A 26439-nucleotide genomic window follows, 5' to 3' on the forward strand; every position below is an offset into this window, starting at 1 on the left:
GGGGGGGGGGGGGGGGAGCCTTTTTCGCGCACTACCTGTCCCGGCGCGCGATCCACGCCGCGGCCTGCGTGCGGCGCTGCATGCCCAGCTTCGCGAGCACGGACGTCACGTAGTTCTTCACCGTCTTCTCGGCGAGGAACAGGCGCTCGGCGATCTCGCGGTTGGACATGCCCTGCCCGATCAGGTCCAGCACCTCGCGCTCGCGTTCGGTGAGGGAGCCGAGTTCGTCCTCGGGCGGATGCCGCAGCTTGTCGAGCACCCGCGCCGTCGACAGCGGATCGAGCAGCGACCGGCCGGCCGCGACCTCGCGGACCGCGTTGACGACGTCCTGGCCGCGGACCTGTTTCAGCAGGTACCCGGCCGCGCCCGCCATGATCGCGCCGACCATGGCCTCCTCGTCGTCGAACGCGGTCAGCATCAGGCACTGCGGCGGGTTCGGCTTCGAGCGCAGCTCGCGGCAGAGCGCGATGCCGTCGCCGTCGCCGAGCCGCACGTCGACCACGGCGACGTCCGGCTCGACGTGCATCGCCACGGCGAGCGCCTCGTCGACGCCGCTCGCTTCGGCGACGACCTCGATGTCGGGCTCGTCGGTGAGGAGGTCACGCAGACCGCGCCGCACCACCTCGTGGTCGTCGATGAGCAGCACCTGGATCGGCATACCCCCACGTTACTTCGGGGCCGCCCAGTAAATCGCCTTGGCCACCTGCGAGTACAAGCCCTTCGGGTGATCGCGGAACAGCGGTTCGGTGCCGAACAGCACCGCTCGCCCGCCGAGCCCCGTGGTCCCGGACACGACGGCGGCCTGGCCCGCCGCCTGCAGCGGCCCGCCCGTCCCGTCGTCCCGCGTCCGCCAATGCCCCGCGACCAGGGGATTCCCGCTCGCGTAGCGCTGCTCGACGGTGACCGAGGAGCCGAGATCGGTGAACCAGAACGGCCCGTAGACGAACGAGTCCGGCAGGGCGCCGGCACCTACCGGGCCGGTTCCGTTGACGACCGAGACGACGCCGTTCCCGTCCTCCCAGCCTGCCACCGGACGTGCTTCGAGAAGTCCCACGTCCGTGTTGAACCGCGCGCCCGTGGCACCGCGGGTGACCACGCCGCCGCGGGCGAGGAAGGCGCGCAAACCGTCCTTCGCGGCCGGAGTGAGGTCGGTGTAGCGAAGCCCGGAAGAGACGAACAGCAGGTCCACCCGTGACCAGTCGAAGCCCGCGTTGAGCACCGCCGCCGACACCGGTCGCACGTCGAAGCCCATGTCCCGCAGTGCTTTCAGCTCGTCCGCCCCGACGGCGGCCGCGATCGTCTTGCGGCTCAACGGGGCCGCCGTGCCGCGTGCCTCGGTGAACCGGACGCCGTAGCGGTCCGCCACCTCGGCGGCGGCCGGGCGGGCCGACGCGGGGACGACGATCGTGCCGTCGTCCGCACGGCCGAGGGCGAGGCCTCGGTTCAGCAGGTCGTTGACCGCGCTGACGTCCTTGGCGTCGACCAGCTTCAGCGCGAGGTCCCGGCCGGGCGCGGTGTCGACGCCACCGGTCGGCGACGCCGCGGCGACGTCGTGCGTACGGATGTCGAGCCTGCCCTGCTTCACGATGTCGACCGACGCGCCCCAGAGCAGGCGATGGCTCCAGCCGGAGATGTCGTACATGACCGGCACCTTCGCCGAGATGTCGCTGCCCTGCTCCAGCATCACGTTCGCCAGCCCGCGTTTCGGCTGGTGCATGTCGACCAGGTACGAACCGGCCGGATAGCGGCGGCCCGCCAGCGAGAACGGGCGATCGGCCTGCCGCACCCGGACGTCGTTGGCCACCAGATGGTCGACCAGCCGGGAAGCGGCGACGGCCGAACGCTGGCCGTCCCCGGCGGGGATGACGTACGCGCGCGGGAATTCGGTGCGGTAGCGGTCTTCGGGCCCGAAGCCGGGCACGAGTCCGTCGGGGATCTCGCGCTGCGCTTCACCGGCCGTGCCGCGGCGGAACATCTCGATCTGGTTCGCGATGAGCTCGCCGCGGTTGCGGTCGACGTAGTTCAGCGTGCTGCCGATGGTGGCCTCGACGACCTCGGTGTTGATCACCGCGCGCCGCTGGAGCTCCGTCACCGGCTGGTTTTCGTAGTCCGCGTTGTTCACCCGCATCGGGATTTCGATCGTGAAGGACACCGCGCCGTGGTACATCGCGTACTGGGCGGTGTAGATCGGCGCCCAGCCGTCCCAGCTGCCGGGGTCGTAGTCGCGGAACGGGATCTCGGGCTTCGCCGTCTCGGGGCGCCCGAGCGCCTTGACCGCCTGCTCCATGCCGAGACCGTTGGCGTAGCCGTGCTTGATGTAGAGATCGAAGTCGTAGTTCTGGCCGTGCGGCGGCGTGGTCGGCTCGATGAGCGTGTTCGCGACGTAGCCGTGTTCGTCCAGCATCATCAGCGGCTGCTTGCCGATCGCGATCCCGCGCATGGCCCGCACTTCGGGCTGCGAAGCGGTGACGAAGTCGCGGTTGGGGTCGAAGCCCTGCGACGTCTGCCGCGTGCCGGCGACGCGGCCGTCCGGGTTGGCCGTGACGTTGAAGTAGAAGCGGTTCCGCTTCAGCAGTTCGACGGTCTTGGGATCGTTCGACGTCGCCAGCTTCTCGATGACGCGGAGCGCGCCGTCGGTGCCTTCCCATTCGTTGCCGTGGATGTTGTTGTTGATCCACACCGGCGCCTTGTAACCGTGGCGCAGGAACGGGTCGCGCGCGGCCCGCGCCGGGTCGTTCTCGATGAGCGACCGCCAAGCGTCCTGCCGCCGCGTCTCGGACCGGCTCTCCGGCGCGGTCAGCGTCACCAGGTAGAGGTCGCGGCCGAGCCCGGACTGCCCGGCGATCTCGACCGAGATCCGGTCACTGCGCGCCTGCAACGCGTTCAGCTTCGGCGCGATCGCGTGATACGGCGCGAGCCCGAGTTTGATCGACTTGTCGGCCGTGTTCTCCGGATACACGCGCAGCTTCGTCTTGCGCGGATACCCCGAATGGTCACCCGCGACGTTCTCGCCCGCCGCGGCCCGCGCGACGCTCATCGGCGGGTCGGTCGCGGCCACCTCGTTGCGCTCAGGCCCGTTGCCGGGATCGCGATGCGGCGACGTCGGCGGTGGCGCCGCGTACGCCGGCGCGGCGACCGCGCTCAGTGACAGCATCAGGGCCAGGAACACGGTGCGAGCCGAACGCGACAAGGGCCACCTCCAGGGACGTCGGCACAGTGTTTCCGGTCGGCCGAACGGCCCACAAGACCCGAAAGGCGGCTAATCGGGCGCCGGGAACCGGTGCTCGTTCCGATCGATCTTGGCGTTGGCCGCCTCGATCAGGTCCACCCCGAGGCTGTTCGCCAGCTGGAGGAGGTACAGCGTGACGTCGGCGATCTCGTCGACGACGTTGTGCGCCAGCTCGGGGTCGGAGCGCCACTTCGCCGATTCCTCCGGGGTGAGCCATTGGAACAGCGAAGTCAGCTCGCCGACTTCGCCGGACAGCGCCATGACCAGGTTCTTCGGGGTGTGGAACGGTTCCCAGGCCCGTGCCGCGGCGAAGTCGCGGAGGCGCTGGTTGAGGTCGTCGAGAGTCACGTGCCGTGCCTACCAGATCGTCACGGTGCGCTAACGGCCGTATGGCGGACGAGCGTTGACGTGCAATTTGCAACTTGCCTAACGTCGCTGGGCGTCGGGGAACCGATCCGGAAGGAAAGTCTTGACGTACCAGCGAAGCCTTCGCGCTCGCATGCTCTCCATCGCGTTCGTGCCGAGTGCGGCCTTGGTGCTCGTCGCGTTGTTCATCGGCGGATTCCTCGTCCAGCAGGCCATCCAGGACCGTGACGATGCCGAGGGCGGGGCGGTCGTCATGGCCGAGGCGAGCCGGGGGATCGCGGCGTTGCAGCGTGAGCGGGCGGTCGCGCTGCGGGCGCCGGGCAGTCGTTCCGCCACGTACACCGCGTACGCCGATCGCATCGACACCTCGCTTTCCTCGTTGCGCGAGATCGCGCGGGCCGCCCCGGACGCCGAAGTCGGCTATCAGCAGACGATCGCCGTCGAACTGCTCACCGCCGTCGAGGGCATGGACCGCAGCGATTCCCTCGCGGTCGCCGGGATCGACGACGAGGGGCGGCGCGACTACGCCGCGGCCGTGGGCGCCTACCGGTCCAGGCTCGACGCCGTCGCCGGAAAACTGACGGAAAGTAGCCGTCGGACCTACCGCGATCTCGTCGGGAGCGTGGCTTGGAGCCGGTTCGGCGCGGTCGAAACCGCGTTGAGCGCGGCCACGCCGCCGCCCGTCGGCCAGGACGCCTGGCGCGCGGCGGCCGGCGTCGTCGGCCGGACCCTCGGCGATCTCGCCGCGCGCCAGATCGAGTACTCGGCGCAGCTCGCGATCGACGGCGGACGCCGGGTGCTGAGCGGGGCCCTCGCCGCCGCCGCGGCGATTTCGCTGCTCGCGGTGGTGGTGATGGCGATCGTCATGCGACTCGCCGACCGGCTCCCGATCCCGATCATCCGCTGTCCTTCGCGGCTGGACGCGGTGCCGCTGACCTGGTCACACCTGGTGAGTGATTACGCCGAAAAGAGCACGCTGTTGGCCCACACGAGTCGGCGAAGCGGTCGGGCAGACTTGTCCGGGTGAGTTCCCCGACGGATCTGCGCCCCTACCTGCGTACTTTGGACGCGGAAACGCTGGCGGACCTGCTGCACGCCCAGGCCGAGCGTGACCCTGAGTTACGGCGTGCTCTGGAGAACCGTTTCGCCACCCAGGGGAGTGACGTCGCCGAGGCGCACCGTCTCCTCGACACCGCCGTGCTGGCGAACAACGTCGAGTACGCCGCGAAGGTCGGCTCCGTCCTCGACACGCTTCAGCGGCTTCTCGACGCCGGCAGCCGGGCCGATCTCGCACCGCTCGCCCGCCGGACCGTGGACGACATCAGCGAGATGCTGGAGCAGATCGACGACACCTCGGGCGAGGTCGCGGACCGGCTGGACCGGGCCGTCGAGCTGTACGCGCGGGCCTGCGCGGCCCGTCCGCCGGACCCCGAGAGCCTGGCCTCCTGGATCCTCGAAGTCGAGTTCGACGGGCCCGGCTGGCCCGCCATCGAACTGGCCGACTTCGCTTCCGCCTTGGGGGAAAAGGGAATCGCGCGGATCCAGTCCACTGTGGACAAGGTGCTGGCGGAGCAGCCGTCCGGTGCGAAACGCGAGACGGCCGAACGGTTGCGCGAGGAGCTGGCGGAGGTGTCCGGCGACGTCGACGCGCTCGTCGCGATCCTCGCCGCCAAACCGCCGCGGGTGGACGTCAGCCTCAAGATCGTGCGCGTCCTGCGCGCGGCGGGGCGGCACAGCGAGGCCATCGCGCACGCGGCGCGGGCGCTCACGCACGACAAGAAGGAAGAGCCGCCACCGCCGGAAGCGGAGCCGGTTCCCTTGTCACGCAAGGAATTCGACGAGAATCCCACGGCCGCGACCTACCTCGCCCTGCGTGAGGAGTCGCTGGAAGCGGGGTGCTGGGTCGCGCAGCGGAAGACCGCGCTGGCCCGTCTGCGCGAACTCGCCGCCGGAAGCACCCAGGCCGCCGACGAACTCGTCCGCGCGTTGCTCGGCGAGGATCGCGCCGACGAGGCTTGGCGGGCGGCGGTGCGGTTCGAGGCCTCTTTGCCGGTGCGCGTCGAACTCGCGGACGCGCGTTCGGTCGCCCATCCGGCCGAAACCATTCCCGTGTATCGGGACCATGTCGAAGAATTGATCACGCGGAAAGATCCGAACTCCTACCGCGAGGCGGCCCGGCAACTGCGCAAACTGCGCACGGTGCACAAAAAGGCCGGTATGGCTGAAGAATTCAGCTCGTACCTGGGCACATTGGTGGAAATACACAAACGCAAGACCCGGCTGATCGCCGAGGTCAAAGCGGCGAGAATCGCCATTCCCAAAACCGTAACCGCGCCCGTCGGCGGTCGTTATTCGGAGTGAACCGAGGAAACCCGGCGAAGAAGGTCGAAGTCGCGGTGGTCCTGTAACCGGTTTCCGCCCGCGTCCTCCCCGCGGACGGGACCCGTGTTCCGCGCCCGGGACCACCGCGACGAGCCCGATCGGGTCCGCGTGAAAACATGTCGCCATGAGTCCGGTCAGCCGTGCCCGCAAGAAGGCAGCCCAGCCCTCCACCCCGAGTGTGACGGGCCTCTTCAAGGACGTCCTCCGGGACTTCTCGACCCTTGGCGCCGAACCCGAGGTGCTCGACGTCGAGCTGCTGACCTCCGAGGTGCTCGGCCAGTGGTGGGAGATCGAGGTCGAGGAGGACGAGACGCCGCTGGGCCTGGAGCTCATCGCGTTCGCCGAGCGGAAGATCACCCCCGCCGCGGCCGCGCTGCTCGCCGGATTGCGGGTCTTCGCCGAGACCGAGGAAGAGCGCGAGACGGCCGCCGCGGCGCTGAACACCGTGCTGGGCCGCGGGATCCCGGAGCCGGAATGGGTGGGAGACCTCGCCGCGGTGACCGTGGGGGACTGCTGGCGCACCGGCGACGTCTTCGGTGACGAGTCCTCCCTGCTCTGCGTCTTCACCCGCGGCGGTGTCGAGCACGGCCTGCTCGCGCTGGTCGACTTCACCGAGGGCGGCCGGATCCGCGACGTCGTCGTGGTCGACAAGCCGCAGGACGTGCTGGCCGAGATGCGCCAGCAGGCCGCCGACGATCCGGAGCTGGTGACGCTGGAGCGGGTCCTGCCCGAGCGCGCCCACCAGCTGCTCGCGGACGGACTCGCCGCGACGGACGTCGTCGAAGAACCCGACGTCAGCGAGGATTACGCGCGGTTCCACGCGCTCGCGCTGGCCTGGATCCGGGCGATGCCCGCGCCGGAACCGTCGCCCGAGATCTCCGAATGGCCCGAGCAGGTCCGCGAAGAGGTCGTCGCCGACTTCATCGGCTCCGGGCTCGTGGAGGACACGGACGCGACGCGGTTCTACGCGCGCCTGCTGGTCGACTACGGCTGCGAGACCGAGCCGGGCAGCCCGCTGCGGGTCGGTCCCGAGAAGCTCGCCCGGTTCCTCGAGTCGCTGCTGGACGGCGAGTTCGAGATCGACGAGGCCTACGAAGACGCGCTCGAGCCCGCCCTGCTCGGCTGGGTCACCTGGGCCGCCGACCGCGCCGGGCTCCCCGAGGCCGCGCGGGTGGCGCTGCTGGAGAGCGCGACCGAGTTCCTGGAGGAGTTCGCGCAGGACGAGGACTCGGCGCTGGACGTCTACTTCGACGGTTCGGAAGGGATCGAGGACCCGGCGGAACTCGCGGACGCCCTGGCGCGCCGCATGTTCGCCGTCCCGACGGTCTACGCGGAGATCGGCGACGAGGAACTGGAACTGGAGCCCGCCGACCCCGAACAGCGCCGCCTGCTGGTGATCGGCGAGCACCCGGAGTACCACGAGGCGCTGGCCGAGGAGACCTTCGACGGCGAGCCGAGGATGCGGCTCGCGCTCAAGACCACGATCGTCGACCAGCTCTGGGACGACGAGCCCGCCGAGGTCTGGCAGGCCGTGCGGCGGCTGAGCGAGACCGGACAGGAGCGTGAGGAGATCTTCGATCGCCTCATCGACGCGCTGTCCGCCCAGCTCGCCGAGGCGGGCGAACACGAGATGGACTACGACGTCGACGACTACCGGAAGGCGCTCGGCGAGCTCTGAGCGCCGGAGGCTCAGCTCAGCGGAGCCGCGGGGGAGCCCTTGGTCTCGGTGACTTGGGGCTTCTTCCGGCGGCGGTCCCCTCGGGCGTCGTCGAAGTCGACGACGAAGGCGCCGGCCGCCATGGCCACCAGGAGTGCGAGTCCGAGAATCGAGCCGACCCAGGTCAGGATGATCGAGAACATCGTGAGCCTCCTCCCTGCTCAAGGTCTGTTCGAGACCTCTTGTTCCCCTGACACAAGGGTCGCCGTGGGGGGCTGTAGCCGGTATCGGCCAACCGGTTACACGTACTGAGCGTGGATCGGCCGATCGGCCGAGGAAGCCGCTCGGCGACAGCGGTGCGCGACGGGAACGCACCGTTGCCTCGCAGGTGGTGCGAAGGTTGCTGCTTGTGAGGGAACGGCGGCGAGCCGGAAACCCGCGAGCGTCCGGTTACGCGGTGTGCTCGCTCAGAGCTTGCGCAACCGGACCCGGTTGATCGTGTGGTCGGCGTCCTTGCGGAGCACGAGGGTCGCCCGGGGCCGGGTCGGCTTGATGTTCTCCATCAGGTTCGGCTCGTTGATCGTGTGCCACAGGTGGCGCGCCTCGGCACGGGCCTCGTCGTCCGGGAGGCCGGCGAAGTGGTGGAAGTGCGACGCGGGATCCGCGAAGGCCGTGTGCCGCAGCTTGAGGAAGCGCTCGATGTACCAGCGTTCGATGTCGGTCGTCGGTGCGTCCACGTAGATGGAGAAGTCGAACAGATCGGACACGGTCAGCCGGGGGCCGGGCTGGAGGACGTTCAGCCCTTCGAGGATCAGGATGTCGGGCTGCTGAACGACCTGTTCCTCGTCGGGAAGGATGTCGTAGGCGAGGTGCGAGTACACCGGCGCGCTGACCCGTTCGGCACCGGACTTCACCTCGGTGACGAACCGCAGCAGCGCCCGCCGGTCGTAGCTTTCCGGGAAACCCTTGCGGTGCATGATCCCGCGCCGGACGAGTTCCGTACGCGGGTAGAGGAACCCGTCGGTGGTGACCAGGTCGACCCGGGGGTGATCCGGCCAGCGGGCGAGCAGCGTGCGCAGGATGCGCGCGGTGGTCGACTTGCCGACGGCGACGCTTCCGGCGATGCCGATGATGTACGGCACCTTGGTGCCCCGGCTGTCTTCACCGAGGAACGTGGTGGTGGCTTCGTACAACCGCTGCCGGGCGGCGACCTGGAGATTGATCAGCCGGGAGAGCGGGAGGTAGACCTCGGCGACCTCGGCCAGGTCGACCTGTTCACCGAGACCGCGCAGCCGCAGCAGTTCCGCGGCGGTCAGCGGCAGGGGAGTCGACCTGCGCAACTCTCGCCACTGCTCACGGTGCAGCTCGACGTAGGGACTGAGCTCACGGACCCGCGGCATCGCACACTCCTCGCCCGTCGCCTGCGCTGGCGCCGTACAAAACCGTGTTGACGAGTTCTCGGCGGGTGAACGTGCCTCGAACCGGATGAAGCCGCTTTAACGGTAGGGCTTACGGCTCGTGAACGCGCTGCGATGTGATGTAGCCCGCTTCGGGGCGTTACCGTCCGTTACGGGGACGGCCGGGCGTGAAGACCTCGTCCCAGGCCGCGGCGACCTGCCGGGCGCACGACGCGGGGGCGACCCCGCCGACGCCGGTACCGAGCCCCGGCATCGCGATCGTGTGCACGAGATCACGGACGCGGCCCTGGTCGAGACTGGCGTCGCGCCACTGCTGGAACACCGCGCGGGCGGCGAGGTACGGGTGCACGGTGTCGCGCGGGAGGCGTTCGCCGGGTTCCCGCATGGTCGGCGCGCTGATCAGCCAGGCGGGCTCCGCTTCGCCGGTCGGCACGATCACCGCTTCGCCGATCGGCAGCTCGCCGCCGTGATAGGCGAGGACGGCGCTGCGGACGTTCTGCTCGACGCCGGGGTACGCGCGGGCGTAGACGGCGTCGATACCGCCCCGCATCCAGCCGTAGGAGTTCGCGGGGCTGACGACGGCCTGCGCGACGACGTCGAGCACGGATCCGCGGTGCACGAAGACCCGGCCGTCCACGGTGTCCGCGACGGTCGTCCAGGCTTGGGCGAGCAGGTCATCGACGGCGCACAGCACCAGCTCCGGAGTGGGATGGTCCGGCACGGGAGCGAAAGAGGAGCCGACATCCTCGTGGCCGGTGTGCGTGCCCGGTTCGGCGGTCACGCCCTAAGCATGGCAAAAAAAGCCACCTGGCGTAACCGGCGCGCGTACCGGCTGTCCGAGTGAAAGTCGCCACCCGCGCCGTGCGTAATCTGGCGGGGTGTCACGGATCGCCTACTTCGGCCCCCAGGGAACCTTCACCGAACAGGCCGCGCGACGGCTCGCCTCCGGTGAGGAGCTGATCCCCGCGGAGACCATCCCGGCGGCACTCGCCGCGGTGCGCTCGGGCGCGGCCGACGCGGCCTGTGTGCCGATCGAGAACTCGGTGGAGGGCGCGGTCACCGCCACCCTCGACAGCCTGAGCGAGGCCGAGCCGCTGGTCGCGGTGGCGGAGGTGCTGCTGCCCGTCCACTTCAGCGTGCTGACCAGGCCGGGCACGACCGACATCCGCACCGTGGCGAGCCATCCGCACGCGCTCGCGCAGGTCCGGCACTGGGTCGAGGCGAATCTGCCCGGCGCGCATCCGGTCGCGACGTCGTCCACGGCGGCGGCCGCGGTCGCGGTGGCCGAGGGCGAGTTCGACGCGGCCGTCACCGCGCCGGTCGCGGTCGAGCACTATCCGCTGGAGGTGCGGGCCACCGAGGTCGCCGACGTCCGCGACGCCAAGACCCGGTTCCTGCTGGTCCGCGCTCCCGGTGAACTGCCGGAGCCGACCGGGGCGGACCGCACGTCGATCGTCGCCGCCGCCACGAACCGGACCGGTGCCCTGGCGGAACTGCTCACCGAACTGGCGGTCCGCGGGATCAACCTGACCAAATTGGACGCCCGGCCGACCAGGAACAACTTCGGCGAGTACCGCTTCTTCATCGACTTCGAGGGACACGTGGCCGAGCCCCGGATCGGCGACGCGCTGGCCGCGTTGCGCCGCCGGTGCCGCAACGTGCGGTTCCTCGGCTCCCACCCGCGCGCGGACAACGGCAGGACCGAGGTCGAGCCGGGCGCCGCCAACGAGGACTTCACCGAGGCGATCGACTGGGTCGCCGCGGTCCGGAAGGGAGCACAGGCGTGAAACTTCTCCTCGTGCGCCACGGCCAGACCGACGGCAACGTCCGCGGCGCGCTCGACACCGCGCTGCCCGGGCCGCCGCTCACCGAGCTGGGCCGCGAGCAGGCGCGGGACCTCGCGACGCGGCTCGACGGCGAGCCGATCGTCGCGGTCTACGCCTCGCAGGCGGTCCGCGCCCAGCAGACCGCCGCGCCGCTGGCCGCCAAGCTCGGCCTCGACGTCCAGGTCCTCGATGGCGTGCACGAGGTCGCCGCGGGCGATCTCGAAGGCAAGACGGACAAGGACTCGATCACCACCTACATGAGCGTCGTGCGCCGGTGGACGCTCGGCGAACTCGACCCGCCGATCCCCGGCGGCGAGACCGGCGCGCAGGTCCGCGCCCGGCTGCTCGACGCGGTCGCCCGGCTGCGCGCCAAGCACGAGCAGGCCGACCCCGACGGCACGGTGGTGCTGGTGAGCCACGGTGGCGCGATCCGGCTCGGCGGCGAATGGCTCGCCGGGAACGTGACCGCCGAGATCGCCAACCAGGGCCTGATCCCGAACACCGGCGTCGTCGAGCTCGTCGGGACCGCCGACGGCTGGACGTGCGTCACCTGGGCGGAAACCCCCGTCGAACCCTGACGCGACATCTGGTGCGGACTGCGCGCCCGATTGATGTCGTTATGTCCGGTTACCGCGTGGGTCGTGAGTGGTAAAGAGGGTTAGAACGACCATCGCCACTCACGACCCTCGGACCATACTGCGCACGGCGTGAGCGGAGACGTGACTCGCGTGATCAGGGACGTGACTCGCGTGACTGGAGGCCGCACTCGGGTGTTCCGCCGCTGATCACGCGAGTTCCGCCTTCGATCACGTGAGTGCGGTCTCATAGTCGCCGGTTACGTGGGGAAGGCGTCCTTTACCGCGTTTGCCTCCACCCCCGCCGGGGAACACAGCACACAAGATCGATTAACACCTTGTGGGGAATTAACCGGTGGGGCGCAACCTCGTCGGCGGACGACACGTCTACTGGACGGTGGGTCACCCGGATACAGGGAGGCGAATGACCATGGTTCGTTCGAAGTTGATCTCCATCGGCGGTCTCGTCGCGGGTACCGCCGGGCTGCTGTTGTTCAGCGCGTGCGGTTCGGGGACCGAGCCCGTCGCGCAGAACACGTCCGCGTCACCGTCGAGTTCGGCGCCGGACACCTCGGTGGCGCCCAGCGCGACTTCTTCGGCTTCGACGCCGACGCCGCAACCCGCCCAGCCGCCCGCGCAGGCGTCGAAGAACGACGGGCTCTGCAAGGCCGGCGACGTCAAACTGTCCATCAAGGACAGCGACGCCGCCGCGGGCACGGTGTACCGGAAGCTCGTCATCACCAACGCGAGCGGGCACCCGTGCACGATCCAGGGCTTCCCCGGCATCTCCTACGTGACGGGCGCCGACGGTCACCAGGTCGGTGAGGCCGCGTACCGCGACGGCGCCAAGGGCGACCCGGTGCAGCTGGCCAACGGCGAGAGCGCGATCGCGGACGTCGGTTTCGCGAACGTCCGCAACTACCCCGAGGAAGTCTGCAAGCCGGTCGAGACCAGGGGCCTGCGGGTGTACCTGCCGCAGGAGACGGCGTCGAACTTCCTGGCGGTGCAGGGACTCGGCTGCACCGGGAAGATCTCGGGCAACCAGCTGACCGTCAAGACCGTCCACAAGGGCTAGAGCTGGGTGCAGAGCTGTTCGGCCTGCACGAGGTGCCGCTGTCCCGAGAGCTGGTTGAAGTGCAGGCTGAACACCATCCTGCTGACGCCGTCGATGTGCTCGGCCAGCGGCCGGTAGGTGTCGTTGGCGGCGGCCGCCGCGGCGGAGAGTTCGCGCGCGGCCGTCATCCGGTGCAGGACCTCGGGCGCCAGGACCGCCACGGTCTGGTCGCCGGGGGCGGAGTCGGTGGTGTCGGGGATCGTGCCGACCCTGGCCAGCGCCGAGCACGCCGCCTGCGCGTCTTCGAGCGCCCCCGCGTTGACGCCCGAGAGCGCCCAGAGCATGCCGATCACGCCGCCACCGATCACGAAACCGGCGACCGCGGTGAGCACTTGCGGGCGTCTGGAAGGTTCTGTCGTCCCCACGCCGGCCTCCGGCACCAGTGTCTGCTGCATCGCGGACCTCTCCCCGTCACCCTTGGCGGTGATGGGCAATTTCAGCACCAAAGACCTTGGTTTTCACCGGTCTTGGTGGAGAACCCGCTCCTCCGTGGCCGATTCGTCATCGAAGGCTCCGGGCCGTAACGAGACGAACGCGAAACCGACTACGCCGAACAGCAGAAGCCCGGACGTGAGGAACGTCCGGGCCGCGGAACCGAGGGCGTGGGTGAGGACGCCGCCGAGCAGGGCGCCGACCGGGATCGCTCCCCAGACGACGGTGCGCCACACGCCCAGCACCCGGCCGAGCAGGTCGCCGGGGACGAGGGTGTGCCGTGCCGTCCCGAGCACGATGTTCACCGCGACGACGGCCGCCGCGAACAGGCCGAACAGCGCCGCCCCGGCCACCGGCGAACTCGTCAGGCCCATGCCGGTGAACGCCGCGCCGCAGCAGGCCGTGCCCCAGAGGAGCACCGCGCGACGGCTGGACACCTTCACCAGCCGCGGGGCGACGGCCGCGCCGAGCAGACCACCGATGCCGCCGACGAACGCGAAGAGCCCGAAGGCCGCTTCGCTGAGATGCAGGTACTCGATCGCGTACAGCACCAGCTGCGCCTGCGCGAGTTCGCTGACCAGGCTGATCGCGCCCGCGAGGACGACCAGGCGCAGCACCAGCCTGCTCCGCTTCAGCCAGCGGAAACCCTCCGCCAGTTCGGTGCGGAGGTCGGTGGTGGCGCGCTCGGCGGAGCGGGGCCGGTAGCTCCCGGCGAGGCCGAGCAACACGACCGCCGCGATCGCGAAGCCCACCGAGTTGAGCAAGAACGGGAAGGTCGCGAAGAGCGCGAAAGTGGCGCTGCCGACCGGTCCGCCGAGGAAGGTCTGGCCGACGATCTCGCAGGCTTGGAGCTTGCTGTTCGCGCCGTCGAGCGAACCCTCGCCGACGACCGCCGGGATGAGCACGTTCGCGGCGCTGTCGGCGACCACCTCGGCGAAGCCGATGAGCAGGGCGGCGGCGTAGACCATCCAGATCGTCACCCCGCCCGCGGCGACCAGCGCGGCCGTCCCGCCGACGACCACCGCACGGGCGCCGTTCGCGAGGATCATCGCCCGCCGCCGGTCGACGCGGTCCAGCAGCGCGCCCGCCGGGAGCGCGAACAGCAGCCACGGCAGGAACTGGGTCGCCGAAAGGCCGGCGATGAGCAGCGGGTCCCGGGTCAGTGTGACCGCGAGCAGCGGGAACGCGACCTTGCCGATCCCGTCGCCGAGGTTCGACGCCGCGCTGGACGCGAGCAGCCAGCGCAACCGCCGGTCGCTCCTCCTTCGCACCGTCGACTCGGCCATGCACCGCCTCCCCAGGCATTCGCCGGCGAAGACCGGCGACAACGTGTCGAAAAGTTTAGCGGGGCTGTCGCCCAAAGTGGCGGGGTTGTTACACGCAGTTAAGAATCCGGAGAACCCTTGGTGCTCCACGCACAAAAATCACCCACCATGCCACCGGTGGCGCGGAATCCGTCGCGAGGAGAGCAAGGGACCTTTGCTATCACGCGCGCGGCGGCTCAGCCCCAGCCGAGTTCGTGCAACCGCTCGTCGTCGATGCCGAAATGGTGCCCGACCTCGTGCACCACCGTGATCAGCACCTCCTCGACGACGTCTTCCTCGGTGTCGCACATCTGCAACAGCGGACGCCGGTAGATCGAGATCCGGTCGGGCAGCACCCCTCCGTACTCGTGGGTCCGCTCGGTCAGCGCGACCCCGTGATAGAGCCCGAGGATCGTGGGCGACTCCTCGTTGAACTCCTCCACGAGCACCACGACGTTGTCCATGGCGTCCGCGAATTCGGGCGGGAGCTCGTCCAGCGCCTCCGAAACCAGCTCCTCGAAACGCTGCCGGGTCATCTCGACGGGCACGCGATCACCCTCCGGTCTTCGGGGGCGAGGAGGACGACGGCGGCGGGGCCTCACCGTTGCCGACCTTGACGCTCCCGGTGACCGGCGCCAGCCCCTTGTTGTCCGGCAGGACCGCGGCGACCTTGCAGTTCACCAGCGTGGACCCGGCGTCCCAGCTCTCCTGCTCGCGGACGTCCCAGCTGAGGATGAGCTTCTTCGCCGCCAGATCCGCGTTGCCGGTGTACTCCTGCGAGGCCGTCGAGCATTCGGTGTCGAGCCAGGTGTTCTGCTGCTCCTGCGAGGGGTAGCCGTCCTTGAACTTCGTCTTGAGGTCGAGCGTCGCGATGATCTCGTACGAATGCGTCTGCGCGCAGTCGATCGGGTCGCCGAAGCTGTTGTTGAGCAGCGCGAGACAGGTGCCCGGCTCCCACACCGCCGACTGGTCCTGCTCCTTGGCGGGCCCCTTGGTCGGCTGCAGCTTGCCGCCCTGTCCCGCCCATTGCAGACCGCACCGCAGCTGCCGGTCGCCGTCGGCCCACTGCGCGGGCGTCGGCCGGAGCAGGTTCATGCTCAGCTTGCCGTAGGGATCGAGGTTGCGGCCGAGGTACGGCTTGACGTCGATCGTGCAACGCGAGCGGGAGATCTCCTGCCACTGCTCCAGGTTCGGGCTCGGCACCCCCGGCGGGTACTGCGCGCCGATGTCGACGATGCTGGTGACCTCGAACAGATGGGACTCCGCGCACGGCACGCGCCGCGCGTCGGTGGCGTCCGGGTTGTTCCAGGTCAGGCAGGTGCCAGGGGGAGATTGGAACGCCTCGGCCGCGGCGGGCGACAGTTTGGGGGCGCCGCCGCCCGCACCGCCCTCCGGGCCCACGTTCCACGAAAACGCCACACTCAGCGAAAGCGCGATGATCGCGCCCGCGAACACACCGGCCATGACGAGCCGGGTGCGCAGGGTGCTCAGCGCGTTTCGCGGATCACGGAACCGCTCGGCCTGTTGAGACATCCACTCCATGATGCCCGCGCCGCACGTAAGGTGCGCGTACCGGGTGGTTAGTGTTGGACACGAGTTCGGGCCGGCGGGCGATTACGGAGCTTCGATGACGCAGGATGACAACCAGGGGGCACAAGCGCCTCAGGAGCCGCCCAGGCGCGGCACCATGCGCTTTCAGGACAGCAGCACGCAGGCGCGGCAGCCGTCGCTGGCCGAGCAGCGGGCACGCCAGCAGGCGCTGGCGGAACAGCAGCGCCAGGAGGCACTCGCGGCGGAGGCCGCTCACGCCGCCGAGAAGAAGTCTTCGACCAAGAAGAAGCTCCTGATCGGCACGGGCGTGACCGTCGGCCTGGTCGGGCTGGTCGCGACGTTCTACTCGGTCGCGAAGCCGCGGGAGGTCACGGCCGTCTGCGCGGCCAAGGACACCGAGATCATCAGCGACGACAACAACTGCGACGAGCGGTACGTGACGTCGCACGGCGGCTACCACTCCGGTGGCTTCTTCTTCATCCCGATCGGCGGCGGGCGGTACGACAGCTACCGCTACAACTACGGCGGCACCGGGACCATCGGCCAGCGTGTGTCGGGTGGTTCGTACACCGCCCCGTCGAACGCGAACGTCCGGACGAAGTCGGGCTCGACCGTCCAGCGCGGCGGGTTCGGCATCAGCGGCAAGAGCGGCTCCGGCGGCAGCGGCAAGAGCGGGGGCTCGTAGGTGTACCGGGATTCCAAGCCGCCCCGGCGGGACTGGCAGAACATCGTCGAAGAGCAGGGACTGGTCTTCGGCACGCCCGCGCGCGACGGCTCCGGCAAGTCCCGGCCGTACTGGGACGAGTCGGTCCACTACGTCTTCGACATGGACGAGATCCTGTCGGTCGAGGCGGACGTCGAACTGCTGCACTCGATGTGCCTCGAAGCGGTCGACAACGTGATCACCACCGAGCAGTACCACCGCTTCGGCATCCCGGAGTGGGTCTGGCCGCATATCGCGGAGTCGTGGAAGCGGCAGGATCCGCACGTCTACGGCCGGTTCGACCTGCGCTACGACGGCAAGAGCCCGGCGAAGCTGCTCGAGTACAACGCCGACACCCCGACCTCGCTGCTCGAAGCCGCGGTGCTGCAGTGGCATTGGAAGACCGCGGTCTTCCCCGAGGACGACCAGTGGAACTCCATCCACGAGAAGCTCGTCGAGCGCTGGGGCGAACTCGCCGACAAGCTGCCCTCGAACGAACTGCACTTCACCTGGTCTTCGGCCGATCCGTCCGGTGAGGACCACGTCACGACGGCGTACCTGCAGGAGACCGCGGCCGAGGCCGGGCTCGACACCGTCGGCCTGTCGATCGAGGAGATCGGCTGGGACCCGGTGCTCAAGCGGTTCGTCGACCTCGAAGAGGCGCAGATGGCGACCGTGGTGAAGCTCTACCCGTGGGAATGGGTGGTCGACGAGGAGTTCGGCCGCTTCGCCGTGGAGACCATGCCGCGCACGCTGTGGGTCGAGCCGCTGTGGAAGATGATCCTCTCCAACAAGACGCTGCTCGCGATCCTGTGGGAGAACTACCCGGGGCATCCGAACCTGCTGCCCGCCTTCGCCGACGACCCCGGTCTGCTGACCGAGTACGTCCGCAAGCCGAAACTCGGCCGCGAGGGCGCGAACGTGCAGATCGTCGCCACCGGCTACGAGACGCAGACCGACGGGGTCTACGGCGCGGAAGGGTACGTCTACCAGGCGTTCGACCCGCTCCCGGAGTTCCAGGGTTACCGGCCCGCGCTCGGCGCGTGGATCGTCGGGGACCAGGCCGCCGGTCTCGGTATCCGCGAGACCGCGGGACTCGTCACGGACGACGGTGCGGCGTTCGTCCCGCACCGCATCGTCGAGTCGTGATAGAAGCAACCGCACAAACCTGACATTTCCTGACTTCTGGAGAACCCCTGTGACCACCACCCTTGCGCTGTCCGACACGTTCGGCTCCGACCTCGTGCGAGGGATCGGCGCGATCCTGCTGTACGGCGTCGTCGGCCTGCTGATGATGTTCGCCGGGTTCTGGGCGATCGACTGGACCACGCCCGGCAAGCTGTCCCAGCTGGTCACCCGCGGCCTGCCGAACGCGGTCATCGTCACCGCGTCGGGCCTGCTGTCGATGGCGTTCATCATCGTCGTGGCGATCGCGAACTCCGCCAGCGACCTGACCGAGGGCCTCATCACCTCGCTGGTCTACGGCCTGCTCGGGATCATCGTGCAGGTGGCCGCCGTCCGGCTGCTGGAGTGGGCGACCCGGATCGACATCCGCTCGACCATCGAAAGCGAGAAGTTCGCCCCGGCCAGCGTCGTCGTGGCCTCCGCGCACCTGGCCCTCGGCCTCATCGTGGCCGTTGCCATTTCGTGATTTCCTGACGTACTGAAAGCGGCATAGGCGCACGATTCCCACTAACGTGGGAGTCGTGCGCCTTTTAAGGACACCGGACGACCGGTTCTCGGACCTGCCCGATTTCGACTTCGAACCGCGCTACGCGGAGCTCGTCGACCTTCACGGCGGCGTGATCAGAGTGGGCTACGTGGAGGCCGGACCCGAGGACGGACCGCCCGTTCTCCTGCTTCACGGCGAGCCGACCTGGTCCTACCTCTATCGCAAGGTCATCCCGGTGCTCGCCGACGCCGGGCTGCGCGCCATCGCGCCCGACCTGGTCGGCTTCGGCCGCTCCGACAAACCCGGCGACATGGTCGACCACACCTACCAGCGGCACGTCGAGTGGATGCGCGCGTTCGCCTTCGACGTCCTCGACCTGACCGACGTCACCCTGGTCGGCCAGGACTGGGGCGGCCTGATCGGCCTGCGGCTGGTCGCCGAAAACCCCGACCGGTTCGCCAGGATCGTCGCGGCCAACACCGGCCTCCCCACCGGCGACACCGACATGCCCGAGCTCTGGCACAAGTTCCGCGACGCCATGGAGAACGCCCAGGTCATCGACATCGGGCGATTCGTCCAGTCGGGTTGCCAGACCAAGCTGTCCGACGAGGTCCGCGCCGCCTACGACGCGCCCTTCCCGAACGAGATGTACAAGGCCGCGCCGCGCGCGATGCCGTCCCTGGTGCCGATCACCCCGGACGATCCGGCGTCGGCCGCCAACCGGGCCGCGCTGAAGGTGCTGTCCGAACTGGACAAGCCGTTCCTGGTCTCGTTCTCCGACGGGGACCCGATCACCGCGCCGTGGGGCCTCGAACTGCGGGGTTCGATGCGCGGCGCCCGCGAACTGGAGCATCCGACGATCACCGGCGCCGGTCACTTCCTGCAGGAGGACGCCGGCGGGCGGCTGGGCGAGGTCATCGCCCGTTTCGCCCGCTCCTGATCCCACCCGGATGTCATGAACGACCCTTTCCTGACGAAAAACGTCAGGAAAGGGTCGTTCATGACACTCGTCAGGAGATGGCGGCCAGCGCGTCCACGATGATCCCGAGGCCCTCCGCGGCCTCTTCGGCGGTCAGCGTCATCGGCGGCGCGATCCGCAGCACGTTGCCGTGCAGCCCGCCCTTGCCGATCAGCAGCCCGCGCGCCTTGGTCTCCTCCATCATCCGCGCCGCGGCGCCCGGGTTCGGCGTCATGCCGCCCGGCTCGACCAGCTCGACACCGATCATCAGGCCCTTGCCGCGCACGTCCCCGATCAGCGGGTTCCCCGCCGCGCGCAGACCGTCGAGCAGTTCGTTGCCGCGGGCCAGCGCGTTGGCCTGCAGGTCGTGGTCGGCGATGTGGTCGAGTACCGCGGCCGCGCCCGCCATCGCGACCGGGTTGCCGCCGAAGGTCGAGATCGAGTTCGCGGTCAGGCAGTCGACGAGGTCGCCGCGCGCCACGAGACCACCGATGGCGAGGCCGTTGCCGAGCCCCTTCGCGAAGGTCATCGCGTCGGGGACGACGTCGTGCGCCTGGATCCCCCAGTAGTGTTCCCCGGTCCGTCCCCAGCCGGTCTGGACCTCGTCGGAGATGAACAGGATCCCGTACTGGTCGAGGACCTCCTTCATCGCCTTGAACAGGCCGTCCGGCGGTGAGCTGAAGCCGCCGACGCCCTGGATCGGCTCGGCGATCATGCAGGCGACGTCACCCGAAGTGCCCGTCTCCAGGACATCCACCAGGTCCGCGACGCACGCGTCGATGTACTCGGCGTCCGAAAGCTCGCGGAACGGGCTGCGGTACCGGTAGCCGCCGTGCACGTAGCTCACCTTCACCGGGCTGAGCGACGACGCCGACCAGCCGCGGTTGCCCGTGATGCCGACCGTCGCGAACGACCGCCCGTGGTACGAGTTCCGCATCGCCAGCACCTGGTTGCTGCGCCGGTACTGGGTGGCGAGCATGAGCGCGGTGTCGTTGGCTTCGGTCCCGGAGTTGGTGAAGAACACCTTCGCGTCGGGGATGCCGGAGAGCTTCGCGATGCGCTCGGCGAGCTCGACCTGCGAGCGGATCAGGTACAGCGTCGACGTGTGCAGGATGCCGGTGTCGAGCTGCTTGCGCACGGCGTCGCTGATCGCCGAGACGTCGTAGCCCATGGAGTTCGTCAGGATGCCCGCGAAGAAGTCCAGGTAGGTGCGCCCGGTCGAGTCGATGACCCGGCGGTCCTGCGCGTGCACGATCTCGATCGGCTCGTCGTAGTAGAGCGCCAGCCACGACGGCAGCACCGCCTTGTGCCGCGCCAGCAGGTCCGCATCGGTCATCGGGTTTCTCCGTCCGCAGCAGGGAGATCCCAGTATGGGGAGCGGCCGAAACGGGCGGCAACGATCAGACTGTCGGGTCATCCGCGCGGACCCGCACATTTTGTGCGGCCGCCACGGACTACCCTCTGCATTCGTGATTGACCCCAGGACTCTGCGCGATGAACCGGACGTCGTGCGCGCTTCGCAGCGCGCTCGTGGCGAGGACGAAGGAGTGGTCGACAAGCTGCTCTCCCTCGACTCCCGCCGCCGGTCCTCCATCGCCGCCGCCGACAAGCTGCGCGCCGAGCAGAAGTCGCTGGGCAAGCTCATCCCGAAGGCGCAGGGCGACGAGCGGGCCGAGCTCCTCGCCAAGGCGAAGGAGCTCGCCGCCCAGGTCAAGACGGCCGAGGTCGAGCAGACCGAGGCGTCGGAGGAGTTCGAGCAGCTGCACCGCCTGGTGCCGAACCTCGTCCACCCCGACGCGCCCGAAGGCGGCGAGGACGACTACGTCGTGCTCAAGCACGTCGGCGAGCCGAAGAAGTTCGACTTCGAGCCGAAGGACCACCTCGAACTCTGCGAGGGCCTCGGCGCGCTCGACATGGAGCGCGGCGCGAAGGTGTCGGGCTCGCGGTTCTACTTCCTCACCGGCGTCGGCGCCCAGCTCCAGCTCGGCCTGCTGAACATGGCGATCGCGCAGGCGACCGCGAACGGCTTCACCCCGATGATCACGCCGACCCTCGTGCGGCCGGAGATCATGGCGGGCACCGGGTTCCTCGGCGCGCACTCGTCGGAGGTCTACCGGCTGCGCGACGACGACCTGTACCTCGTCGGCACCTCCGAGGTCCCGCTCGCCGGCTACCACGCCGACGAGATCCTCGACCTCGGCAAGGGCGCGAAGCGGTACGCGGGCTGGTCTTCGTGCTACCGCCGCGAGGCCGGTTCGTACGGCAAGGACACCCGCGGCATCATCCGCGTGCACCAGTTCGACAAGGTCGAGATGTTCGTCTACACGCGTCCCGAGGACGCCGAGGCCGAGCACGCGCGCCTGCTGGACTGGGAAGAGCAGATGCTCGCCAAGATCGAGGTCCCGTACCGGGTGATCGACACCGCCACCGGCGACCTCGGCACGTCGGCGTACCGGAAGTTCGACTGCGAGGCGTGGGTGCCGTCGCAGGAGACCTACCGCGAGCTGACCTCGACGTCGAACTGCACGACGTTCCAGGCCCGCCGCCTCGGCATCCGCTACCGCGACGACGACGGCCGCCCGCAGACCGTCGCCACGCTGAACGGCACGCTCGCCACCACCAGGTGGATCGTCGCGATCCTGGAGAACCACCAGCTCGAAGACGGTTCGGTCCGGGTGCCGGAGGCGCTTCGTCCCTTCCTCGGCGGAACCGAGGTGCTCACGCCGACATCGAAGTAGGGTCCGCACCGAGGAGGGACCCCGATGAACCGCCGTCGCAAGCCGATCACCGCGTTGTTCGCGGCGGTCCTCCTGCTCGGCGGATGTTCCGAGACGATCTCGGGTACGGCGTCGCCGGTGCCCGGCCAGGGGCCGGTGCTCACCAAGGCGGCGCCGTGCTCGTTGCTCACTCCCCAACACGCCGACGCCCTGGCGCTCAAGCAGCCGGGCGTCGAGACGAAGGGCAACCAGGCACAGAAGCTCCCGCCGATGTGCCTGCTGTCCGAACGCGACGATTCGCCGCGCGGGGTGTCCCTTTCGATCACGCAGAGCGTCGACATCCCGCTGAACGACTTCTACGCCGGTGCCCAGCCGGGGGAGAAGTACGGCATCGGCGGCTTCACCTGGACGCGGTACGCGTCGCCGCTCGGCCCGACGGCCTGCTCCCTGAGCACCGAACTCGGGCCGTCCTCGTTCGTCGAGCTCGGCAGCGAGACCCAGACGGGCGCGCCCGAGTCGACGGCCTGCGATCTCGCGCTCGCCGCGGCCCCCGCGATCGCCTCGAGGCTGCCCGGCGGCGTGCCGAACCCGAAGATCGTCGCGCCGCCGGGACAGAAGAAACCCGAGCCTTCCGGCCCGTTGTTGCAGGCCGACCCGTGCACGCTGCTGAAGCCCGACGAAGCCGCGAAGCTGGCGATCGCCCCGGGTACTCCGGTCGATCCGGCCAATCTGGCGAATCCCGAGGACAAGGGCTGCGAGTGGAAGGACTCCGACGGCGACAAGGGGCAGCGTCCGCTGAACGTGACGTTCTTCCCGTCGACGGCCGTCGCCGACGTCGCCGGACTCCAAGGCACCCCTGAAGAGACCGACCTCGCGGGTCGCAAGTGGACGGTCCGGTCCGACGCCGCCACGAAGTACTGCACGGCCGCGCTGCCGATCACCGCGACGTCCACCGTGAAGGTGTCCAGCGGCCACTGGGACGACGAGACGAAAGCCTGTGACCTGCTGCGGGCCGCGCTGCCGACGGTGAGCGCCGCGCTGCCCGCCGGTTCGTGAACGGCGGCCGCGCACAAGTAGTGTGCGAGCCGATGAGGAGGGGACGCATGCGGTTTCGGAACTCGCTCGCGATCGGGCTGGCGGTGCTGACGCTCGGCGGCTGCACGTCGACGATCGCCGGTACGGCCTCGCCGGTGCCCGGACAGGGACCGGTGATCACGAAGGCCGAGCCGTGCAAACTGCTCTCGGAGGAACACGCGAACGCGCTGGGAGTCACCTATCCCGGAGCGGAGCGCCCCGCCAAACCCGAACAGAAGGTGCCCGCGGTCTGCCGGTTCAGCGAGCTGGAGGGCGTGCGCAAGGCGTCGAGCCTCGAGGTCGCGTTGAGCAAGGACCTGTCCGTGAACGAGTACATGAACGGCGCCCAGCCCGGCGAGAAGTTCGGCATCGGCGGCTTCACCTGGACGCGGTACGCCACCATCCTCGGGCCGACCTACTGCTCGCTGAGCACGGAGCTCACGCCGGACTCGTTCGTGGAGATCTCGAGCGAGAGCCCCGACCACACCGAGGGCAACGCGTGCGACCTCGCCAAGGCGGCGGCCCCGGCCGTGGCGTCGAAGCTGCCGGGCGGGGAGCAGAACCCGCAGATCACCGCCCCGCCGGGGCAGAAGCCCGCCGAGCCGGGCGGTCCGCTCGTGAGCACCGACCCGTGCGCCATGCTCAAGCCCGAGCAGACCGCCCAGCTGCGGCTCGCCCCCACCGGCGAACCGATGAAGTCCACCTCGGATCCGAACCAGGTCGGCTGCGAATGGGCCGATACCGACGGCGAAAAGGGCGAAAAGGCGCTCGACCTCTGGTTCTACCCGGCGACGGCGATGGACGAGACTCCGACGCTGATCTCGCAGGGCGAACCGCAGGACTTCGAGTCGGGCGGTCGCAAGTGGAAGATCTACACCGAGTCGGGCAGCAAACTGTGCGCGGCGGGTATCGCGATCACCGCGACGTCGACGGTGGCGATCATCGCGGGCAACCTCGACGACCCCGCGAAGGCGTGCGAAGTGATCAAGGCCGCGGTTCCGCTGCTGAACACGAACCTGCCGCCGTCGTCCTAGGACACGTCCTGGCCGGTCACCTCGTCGGCGATGTGCTTCGCGATCTCCAGCGCGCTGGTCGCCGCCGGTGAGGGCGCGTTGAGGACGTGCACCTGGTTCCGCGCGGTCTCGATCAGGAAGTCGTCGACGAGGGCGCCGTCCGGGCGCAGCGCCTGTGCCCGGACCCCGGAGCCGTGCCGCACGATGTCGTCCTCGGTGACGGCGGGCACGAGCCGCGCGAGGCTTTCGGCGAAGCGGCGGCGGGAGAACGACCGGCGGACCTCGTCGAGCCCGGTCGGGTACGCGTACTTGCGCGCGAGCCGCCAGACACCGGGGAAACGGGCGACCTCGGCGAGGTCCTTCGCGGAGACGTCGCGCCACGTGTAGCCCTCGCGCCGCAGCGCGAGCACGGCGTTCGGGCCGGCGTGCACGCTGCCGTCGAGCATGCGGGTCAGATGCACGCCGAGGAACGGCAACGACGCGTCGGGGACGGGGTAGATCAGGCCCCGCACCAGATGGCGGCGTTCGGGTTTCAGTTCGTAGTACTCGCCGCGGAACGGCACGATCCGCGCGCTCGGGGTGAGCCCGGCGAGCCGGGCGACCCGGTCCGCGTGCAGGCCCGCGCAGTTGACGAGGGCGTCCGCGTGGATCACGTCGTCGCCGGTCGCCACCTCGACGCCGCCGGTGCGGCCGGGCCGGATCCCCAGCGCGGGTGTGCCGAGCCGCAGGTCGGCGTCGGACTCGTCGAGCAGCCGCACCAGCGCGGCGCAGACGGCGGGGAAATCGATGATGCCGGTGGACTCCACGCGCAACGCGGCGACGCACGAGACCTCGGGCTCGTACTCGCGGGCCTCGCTCGGGGTGATCAGCTTGGCCGGGACCCCGTTGGCCTCCGCGCGTTCGGCGAGCACCTTGAGCGCCGGAAGCTCCGCTTCGGACGTGGCGACGACGAGTTTGCCGCACACCTCGACCGGCACCCCGTACTGCCGCGCGAAGTCCACAATGGACCGATTGCCCGCGGTGGACATCCTGGCCTTGAAGGAACCCGGCTTGTAGTAGAGCCCCGCGTGCACGACGTTCGAGTTGTGCCCGGTCTGGTGGGCCGCCCAGTGCTCCTCCTTCTCGAGCACCGTGACGTCCAGACCCCGTTTGGTCAGTTCCCAGGCTGTGGCGAGACCGACGATCCCGCCCCCGATGACTACGACTGTGCGCACGATCGACCAGGTTACCCGGAGCGCTACCTGACAGCTGTCAGGTTAGGTGGTAGCGTACCTGACCGATGTCAGGTAAGCGGTTGAGCAGGGAAGAACGCCGGGAGCGCATCCTGGCCGCGGCGGCGCGGGTGTTCGCCGCGTCCGGGTACGACGCGGCGGGGATGCGCGAGGTCGCGACGGTGGCGGGGATCAGCACGCCCGTGCTCTACGACCATTTCCCGTCCAAGGCGGCGCTGTACGCCGGCCTGCTGGAGTCCGAAGTGGACAGTCTGCTGGCCGGCTGGGCGGAGCTGCCGCCGTCGGACACCGCCGAGGGCCTGCTGCGCGCCAGGGTGGCGGCGATCTTCGCCTGGATGGAGACGAACGAACGCGGCTGGCGGATGATCTTCGCCGAGACGCCGTCCGACGAGAGTGTCGCCGAGGTGCACCGGCGCGGCCAGGCCAGGTCGACCGCACAGCTGACCGAGGTGTTCGCCCAGGTCCCCGGCCTGGCGCTGACCGCGGACCTGCCGCGCGACCGCGCGAACGAAGCGCTCGCTGAAGCGGCGAAGAGCGCGCTGAACGCCATCGCCACCTGGTGGTGGGACAACCGCGACATCCCGCGGGAGCAAGTCGTCGCGCTCACGACGGATCTGTTGTGGCGCGGACTGGGGAACCTGATCCAGGAGGACCGATGAGCATCGAAACCACCGAGCGATACCGCCGCGCCCTCGAGACCCGGGACGTGGACCTGGCGCTGAGCGCCTTCGCGCCGGACGTCGTGGTGCACTCACCGCTGACGAGCCGGGTCCGGTTCACCGGGCACGCGGAACTCAGGCCGCTGCTGGAAGTCGCGTACACGCATCTGCGCGACGTCCGATTCCACACGGACACCGGGGACGGGCCGACGCGGGTCGTCGTCTACACCGCGCGCATCGGCGACGAGGAGATCGAAGAGGCGGCGGTGTTGAAAATCGGCGAAGACGGGCTGATCACGGAGGTGACGCTGTTCGTGCGGCCGCTGCCCGGGCTCGTCGCGCTGATGGACGCCTTCGGCCCGGACATCGCCCGCCGCAACGGCCGCACCTTCGCGGCCCGGCTGCTCGCGGTGGCCGCGAAACCCCTGCTGGCGATGGTGCGGTCGGGCGACCGGCGCGCCGTCCCGCTCGCCGGCCCCCGCTGACGGACGCTTTTCGCGTGATCACACGGACGACACGTGTGATCAGATGGACGACACGCGTGATCAGGCGGACGA

The 26439-nt window shown here is 69.6% G+C and carries 27 protein-coding genes; 15 read left to right on the forward strand and 12 right to left on the reverse strand.

Annotated features, from left to right (window positions below; all coding sequences use genetic code 11):
- Positions 1 to 31: 31 nt before the first annotated feature.
- The 3 genes from DMC64_RS01550 to DMC64_RS01560 all read right to left on the reverse strand — a co-directional run bounded on the left by DMC64_RS01550 (position 32) and on the right by DMC64_RS01560 (position 3577).
- Positions 32 to 658: a response regulator transcription factor gene (locus DMC64_RS01550; protein ID WP_016330621.1), complete on the reverse strand. Its 627-nt coding sequence runs from the start codon at positions 656 to 658 to the stop codon at positions 32 to 34.
- A gap of 9 nt (positions 659 to 667) precedes the next feature.
- Positions 668 to 3190 carry a M14 family zinc carboxypeptidase gene (locus DMC64_RS01555; RefSeq protein WP_125731559.1) on the reverse strand — a complete coding sequence of 841 codons (2523 nt, stop codon included), beginning with the start codon at positions 3188 to 3190 and terminating at the stop codon, positions 668 to 670.
- 69 nt (positions 3191 to 3259) lie between these two features.
- Complete coding sequence (locus DMC64_RS01560; protein WP_007030556.1) at positions 3260 to 3577, reverse strand: nucleotide pyrophosphohydrolase; 318 nt, start codon at positions 3575 to 3577, stop codon at positions 3260 to 3262.
- Positions 3578 to 3728: 151 nt separating this feature from the next.
- Here DMC64_RS01560 and DMC64_RS01565 point away from each other — a divergent pair, with 151 nt between their 5' ends.
- The 3 genes from DMC64_RS01565 (at position 3729) to DMC64_RS01575 (ending at position 7655) form a co-directional block, all read left to right on the forward strand.
- Complete coding sequence (locus DMC64_RS01565) at positions 3729 to 4622, forward strand: nitrate- and nitrite sensing domain-containing protein (protein WP_125731561.1); 894 nt, start codon at positions 3729 to 3731, stop codon at positions 4620 to 4622.
- On the forward strand, positions 4619 to 5956 hold the full coding sequence (locus DMC64_RS01570; protein WP_125731563.1) for a hypothetical protein: 1338 nt from the start codon (positions 4619 to 4621) through the stop codon (positions 5954 to 5956). Before DMC64_RS01565 ends, DMC64_RS01570 begins: the two co-directional genes overlap by 4 nt.
- A 145-nt stretch (positions 5957 to 6101) precedes the next feature.
- Positions 6102 to 7655 (forward strand): DUF1841 family protein, encoded by a 1554-nt coding sequence (locus tag DMC64_RS01575; RefSeq protein ID WP_125731565.1) that lies wholly within the window; start codon positions 6102 to 6104, stop codon positions 7653 to 7655.
- A gap of 11 nt (positions 7656 to 7666) precedes the next feature.
- Here the strand turns inward: DMC64_RS01575 and DMC64_RS42900 are convergent, their stop codons facing one another.
- From DMC64_RS42900 to DMC64_RS01585, 3 genes are all read right to left on the reverse strand, one after another.
- A complete protein-coding gene (locus DMC64_RS42900; protein WP_162836885.1) occupies positions 7667 to 7837 on the reverse strand; it encodes a hypothetical protein in 171 nt (56 codons plus the stop codon).
- Between the two features lie 264 nt (positions 7838 to 8101).
- Positions 8102 to 9034 (reverse strand): type I pantothenate kinase, encoded by a 933-nt coding sequence (gene coaA, locus DMC64_RS01580; protein WP_037333580.1) that lies wholly within the window; start codon positions 9032 to 9034, stop codon positions 8102 to 8104.
- 157 nt (positions 9035 to 9191) lie between these two features.
- Positions 9192 to 9833, reverse strand: a complete 642-nt coding sequence (locus tag DMC64_RS01585) for a macro domain-containing protein (protein ID WP_125731567.1) — start codon at positions 9831 to 9833, stop codon at positions 9192 to 9194.
- Between the two features lie 97 nt (positions 9834 to 9930).
- Here DMC64_RS01585 and pheA point away from each other — a divergent pair, with 97 nt between their 5' ends.
- From pheA to DMC64_RS01600, 3 genes are all read left to right on the forward strand, one after another.
- A complete protein-coding gene (pheA, locus tag DMC64_RS01590) occupies positions 9931 to 10839 on the forward strand; it encodes a prephenate dehydratase (protein ID WP_125731569.1) in 909 nt (302 codons plus the stop codon).
- Positions 10836 to 11456, forward strand: coding sequence for a histidine phosphatase family protein (locus DMC64_RS01595; RefSeq protein WP_125731571.1), 621 nt, complete (start codon positions 10836 to 10838; stop codon positions 11454 to 11456). Before pheA ends, DMC64_RS01595 begins: the two co-directional genes overlap by 4 nt.
- 421 nt (positions 11457 to 11877) lie before the next feature.
- Positions 11878 to 12528 (forward strand): DUF4232 domain-containing protein, encoded by a 651-nt coding sequence (locus tag DMC64_RS01600; RefSeq protein WP_125731573.1) that lies wholly within the window; start codon positions 11878 to 11880, stop codon positions 12526 to 12528.
- On the opposite strand, the gene DMC64_RS01605 is transcribed toward DMC64_RS01600, so the two are convergent.
- From DMC64_RS01605 to DMC64_RS01620, 4 genes are all read right to left on the reverse strand, one after another.
- A complete protein-coding gene (locus tag DMC64_RS01605; protein WP_125732792.1) occupies positions 12525 to 12962 on the reverse strand; it encodes a hypothetical protein in 438 nt (145 codons plus the stop codon). The genes DMC64_RS01600 and DMC64_RS01605 overlap by 4 nt on opposite strands.
- Positions 12963 to 13025: 63 nt before the next feature.
- The gene (locus DMC64_RS01610) at positions 13026 to 14285 is read right to left on the reverse strand and encodes an MFS transporter (protein ID WP_125731575.1); all 1260 of its coding nucleotides are present in this window, start codon (positions 14283 to 14285) and stop codon (positions 13026 to 13028) included.
- Between the two features lie 215 nt (positions 14286 to 14500).
- Positions 14501 to 14851, reverse strand: coding sequence for a metallopeptidase family protein (locus DMC64_RS01615; protein ID WP_125731577.1), 351 nt, complete (start codon positions 14849 to 14851; stop codon positions 14501 to 14503).
- Positions 14852 to 14855: 4 nt separating this feature from the next.
- Positions 14856 to 15836 carry a septum formation family protein gene (locus tag DMC64_RS01620; RefSeq protein ID WP_037333555.1) on the reverse strand — a complete coding sequence of 327 codons (981 nt, stop codon included), beginning with the start codon at positions 15834 to 15836 and terminating at the stop codon, positions 14856 to 14858.
- 94 nt (positions 15837 to 15930) lie between these two features.
- Here DMC64_RS01620 and DMC64_RS01625 point away from each other — a divergent pair, with 94 nt between their 5' ends.
- From DMC64_RS01625 to DMC64_RS01640, 4 genes are read left to right on the forward strand one after another with little or no spacing between them, the layout of a single operon-like run.
- Positions 15931 to 16539: a hypothetical protein gene (locus DMC64_RS01625; protein ID WP_233629531.1), complete on the forward strand. Its 609-nt coding sequence runs from the start codon at positions 15931 to 15933 to the stop codon at positions 16537 to 16539.
- Positions 16540 to 17706: a glutathionylspermidine synthase family protein gene (locus DMC64_RS01630; RefSeq protein WP_037333548.1), complete on the forward strand. Its 1167-nt coding sequence runs from the start codon at positions 16540 to 16542 to the stop codon at positions 17704 to 17706. It begins immediately after the preceding gene.
- A 49-nt stretch (positions 17707 to 17755) separates the two neighbouring features.
- The gene (locus DMC64_RS01635; RefSeq protein ID WP_016330638.1) at positions 17756 to 18208 is read left to right on the forward strand and encodes a DUF350 domain-containing protein; all 453 of its coding nucleotides are present in this window, start codon (positions 17756 to 17758) and stop codon (positions 18206 to 18208) included.
- 55 nt (positions 18209 to 18263) lie between these two features.
- Positions 18264 to 19169: a haloalkane dehalogenase gene (locus DMC64_RS01640; protein WP_125731579.1), complete on the forward strand. Its 906-nt coding sequence runs from the start codon at positions 18264 to 18266 to the stop codon at positions 19167 to 19169.
- A 70-nt stretch (positions 19170 to 19239) separates the two neighbouring features.
- On the opposite strand, the gene DMC64_RS01645 is transcribed toward DMC64_RS01640, so the two are convergent.
- The gene (locus DMC64_RS01645) at positions 19240 to 20523 is read right to left on the reverse strand and encodes an aspartate aminotransferase family protein (protein WP_125731581.1); all 1284 of its coding nucleotides are present in this window, start codon (positions 20521 to 20523) and stop codon (positions 19240 to 19242) included.
- 133 nt (positions 20524 to 20656) lie between these two features.
- Between DMC64_RS01645 and serS the strand changes: the two genes are divergently transcribed.
- The 3 genes from serS to DMC64_RS01660 are packed head-to-tail and all read left to right on the forward strand — an operon-like array spanning position 20657 to position 24012.
- Positions 20657 to 21925: a serine--tRNA ligase gene (serS, locus tag DMC64_RS01650; protein ID WP_073846028.1), complete on the forward strand. Its 1269-nt coding sequence runs from the start codon at positions 20657 to 20659 to the stop codon at positions 21923 to 21925.
- 24 nt (positions 21926 to 21949) lie between these two features.
- Positions 21950 to 22960, forward strand: coding sequence for a DUF3558 family protein (locus tag DMC64_RS01655; protein WP_125731583.1), 1011 nt, complete (start codon positions 21950 to 21952; stop codon positions 22958 to 22960).
- Positions 22961 to 23007: 47 nt separating this feature from the next.
- Complete coding sequence (locus DMC64_RS01660) at positions 23008 to 24012, forward strand: DUF3558 family protein (RefSeq protein ID WP_125731585.1); 1005 nt, start codon at positions 23008 to 23010, stop codon at positions 24010 to 24012.
- Here DMC64_RS01660 and lhgO read toward each other — a convergent pair.
- Positions 24009 to 25205: an L-2-hydroxyglutarate oxidase gene (gene lhgO / locus DMC64_RS01665; protein WP_125731587.1), complete on the reverse strand. Its 1197-nt coding sequence runs from the start codon at positions 25203 to 25205 to the stop codon at positions 24009 to 24011. The two genes, DMC64_RS01660 and lhgO, sit on opposite strands and share 4 nt — an antisense overlap.
- A gap of 80 nt (positions 25206 to 25285) precedes the next feature.
- Here lhgO and DMC64_RS01670 point away from each other — a divergent pair, with 80 nt between their 5' ends.
- Together DMC64_RS01670 and DMC64_RS01675 are read left to right on the forward strand one after the other, a co-directional pair.
- Positions 25286 to 25882 carry a TetR/AcrR family transcriptional regulator gene (locus tag DMC64_RS01670; RefSeq protein ID WP_125731588.1) on the forward strand — a complete coding sequence of 199 codons (597 nt, stop codon included), beginning with the start codon at positions 25286 to 25288 and terminating at the stop codon, positions 25880 to 25882.
- The gene (locus tag DMC64_RS01675; protein WP_125731591.1) at positions 25879 to 26367 is read left to right on the forward strand and encodes a nuclear transport factor 2 family protein; all 489 of its coding nucleotides are present in this window, start codon (positions 25879 to 25881) and stop codon (positions 26365 to 26367) included. The genes DMC64_RS01670 and DMC64_RS01675 overlap by 4 nt, the downstream gene beginning before the upstream one ends.
- Positions 26368 to 26439 lie beyond the last annotated feature (72 nt).

It is taken from the genome of Amycolatopsis sp. WAC 04197 (assembly GCF_003947475.1).
In the GTDB taxonomy this organism is placed as follows: Bacteria; Actinomycetota; Actinomycetes; order Mycobacteriales; family Pseudonocardiaceae; genus Amycolatopsis; species Amycolatopsis japonica.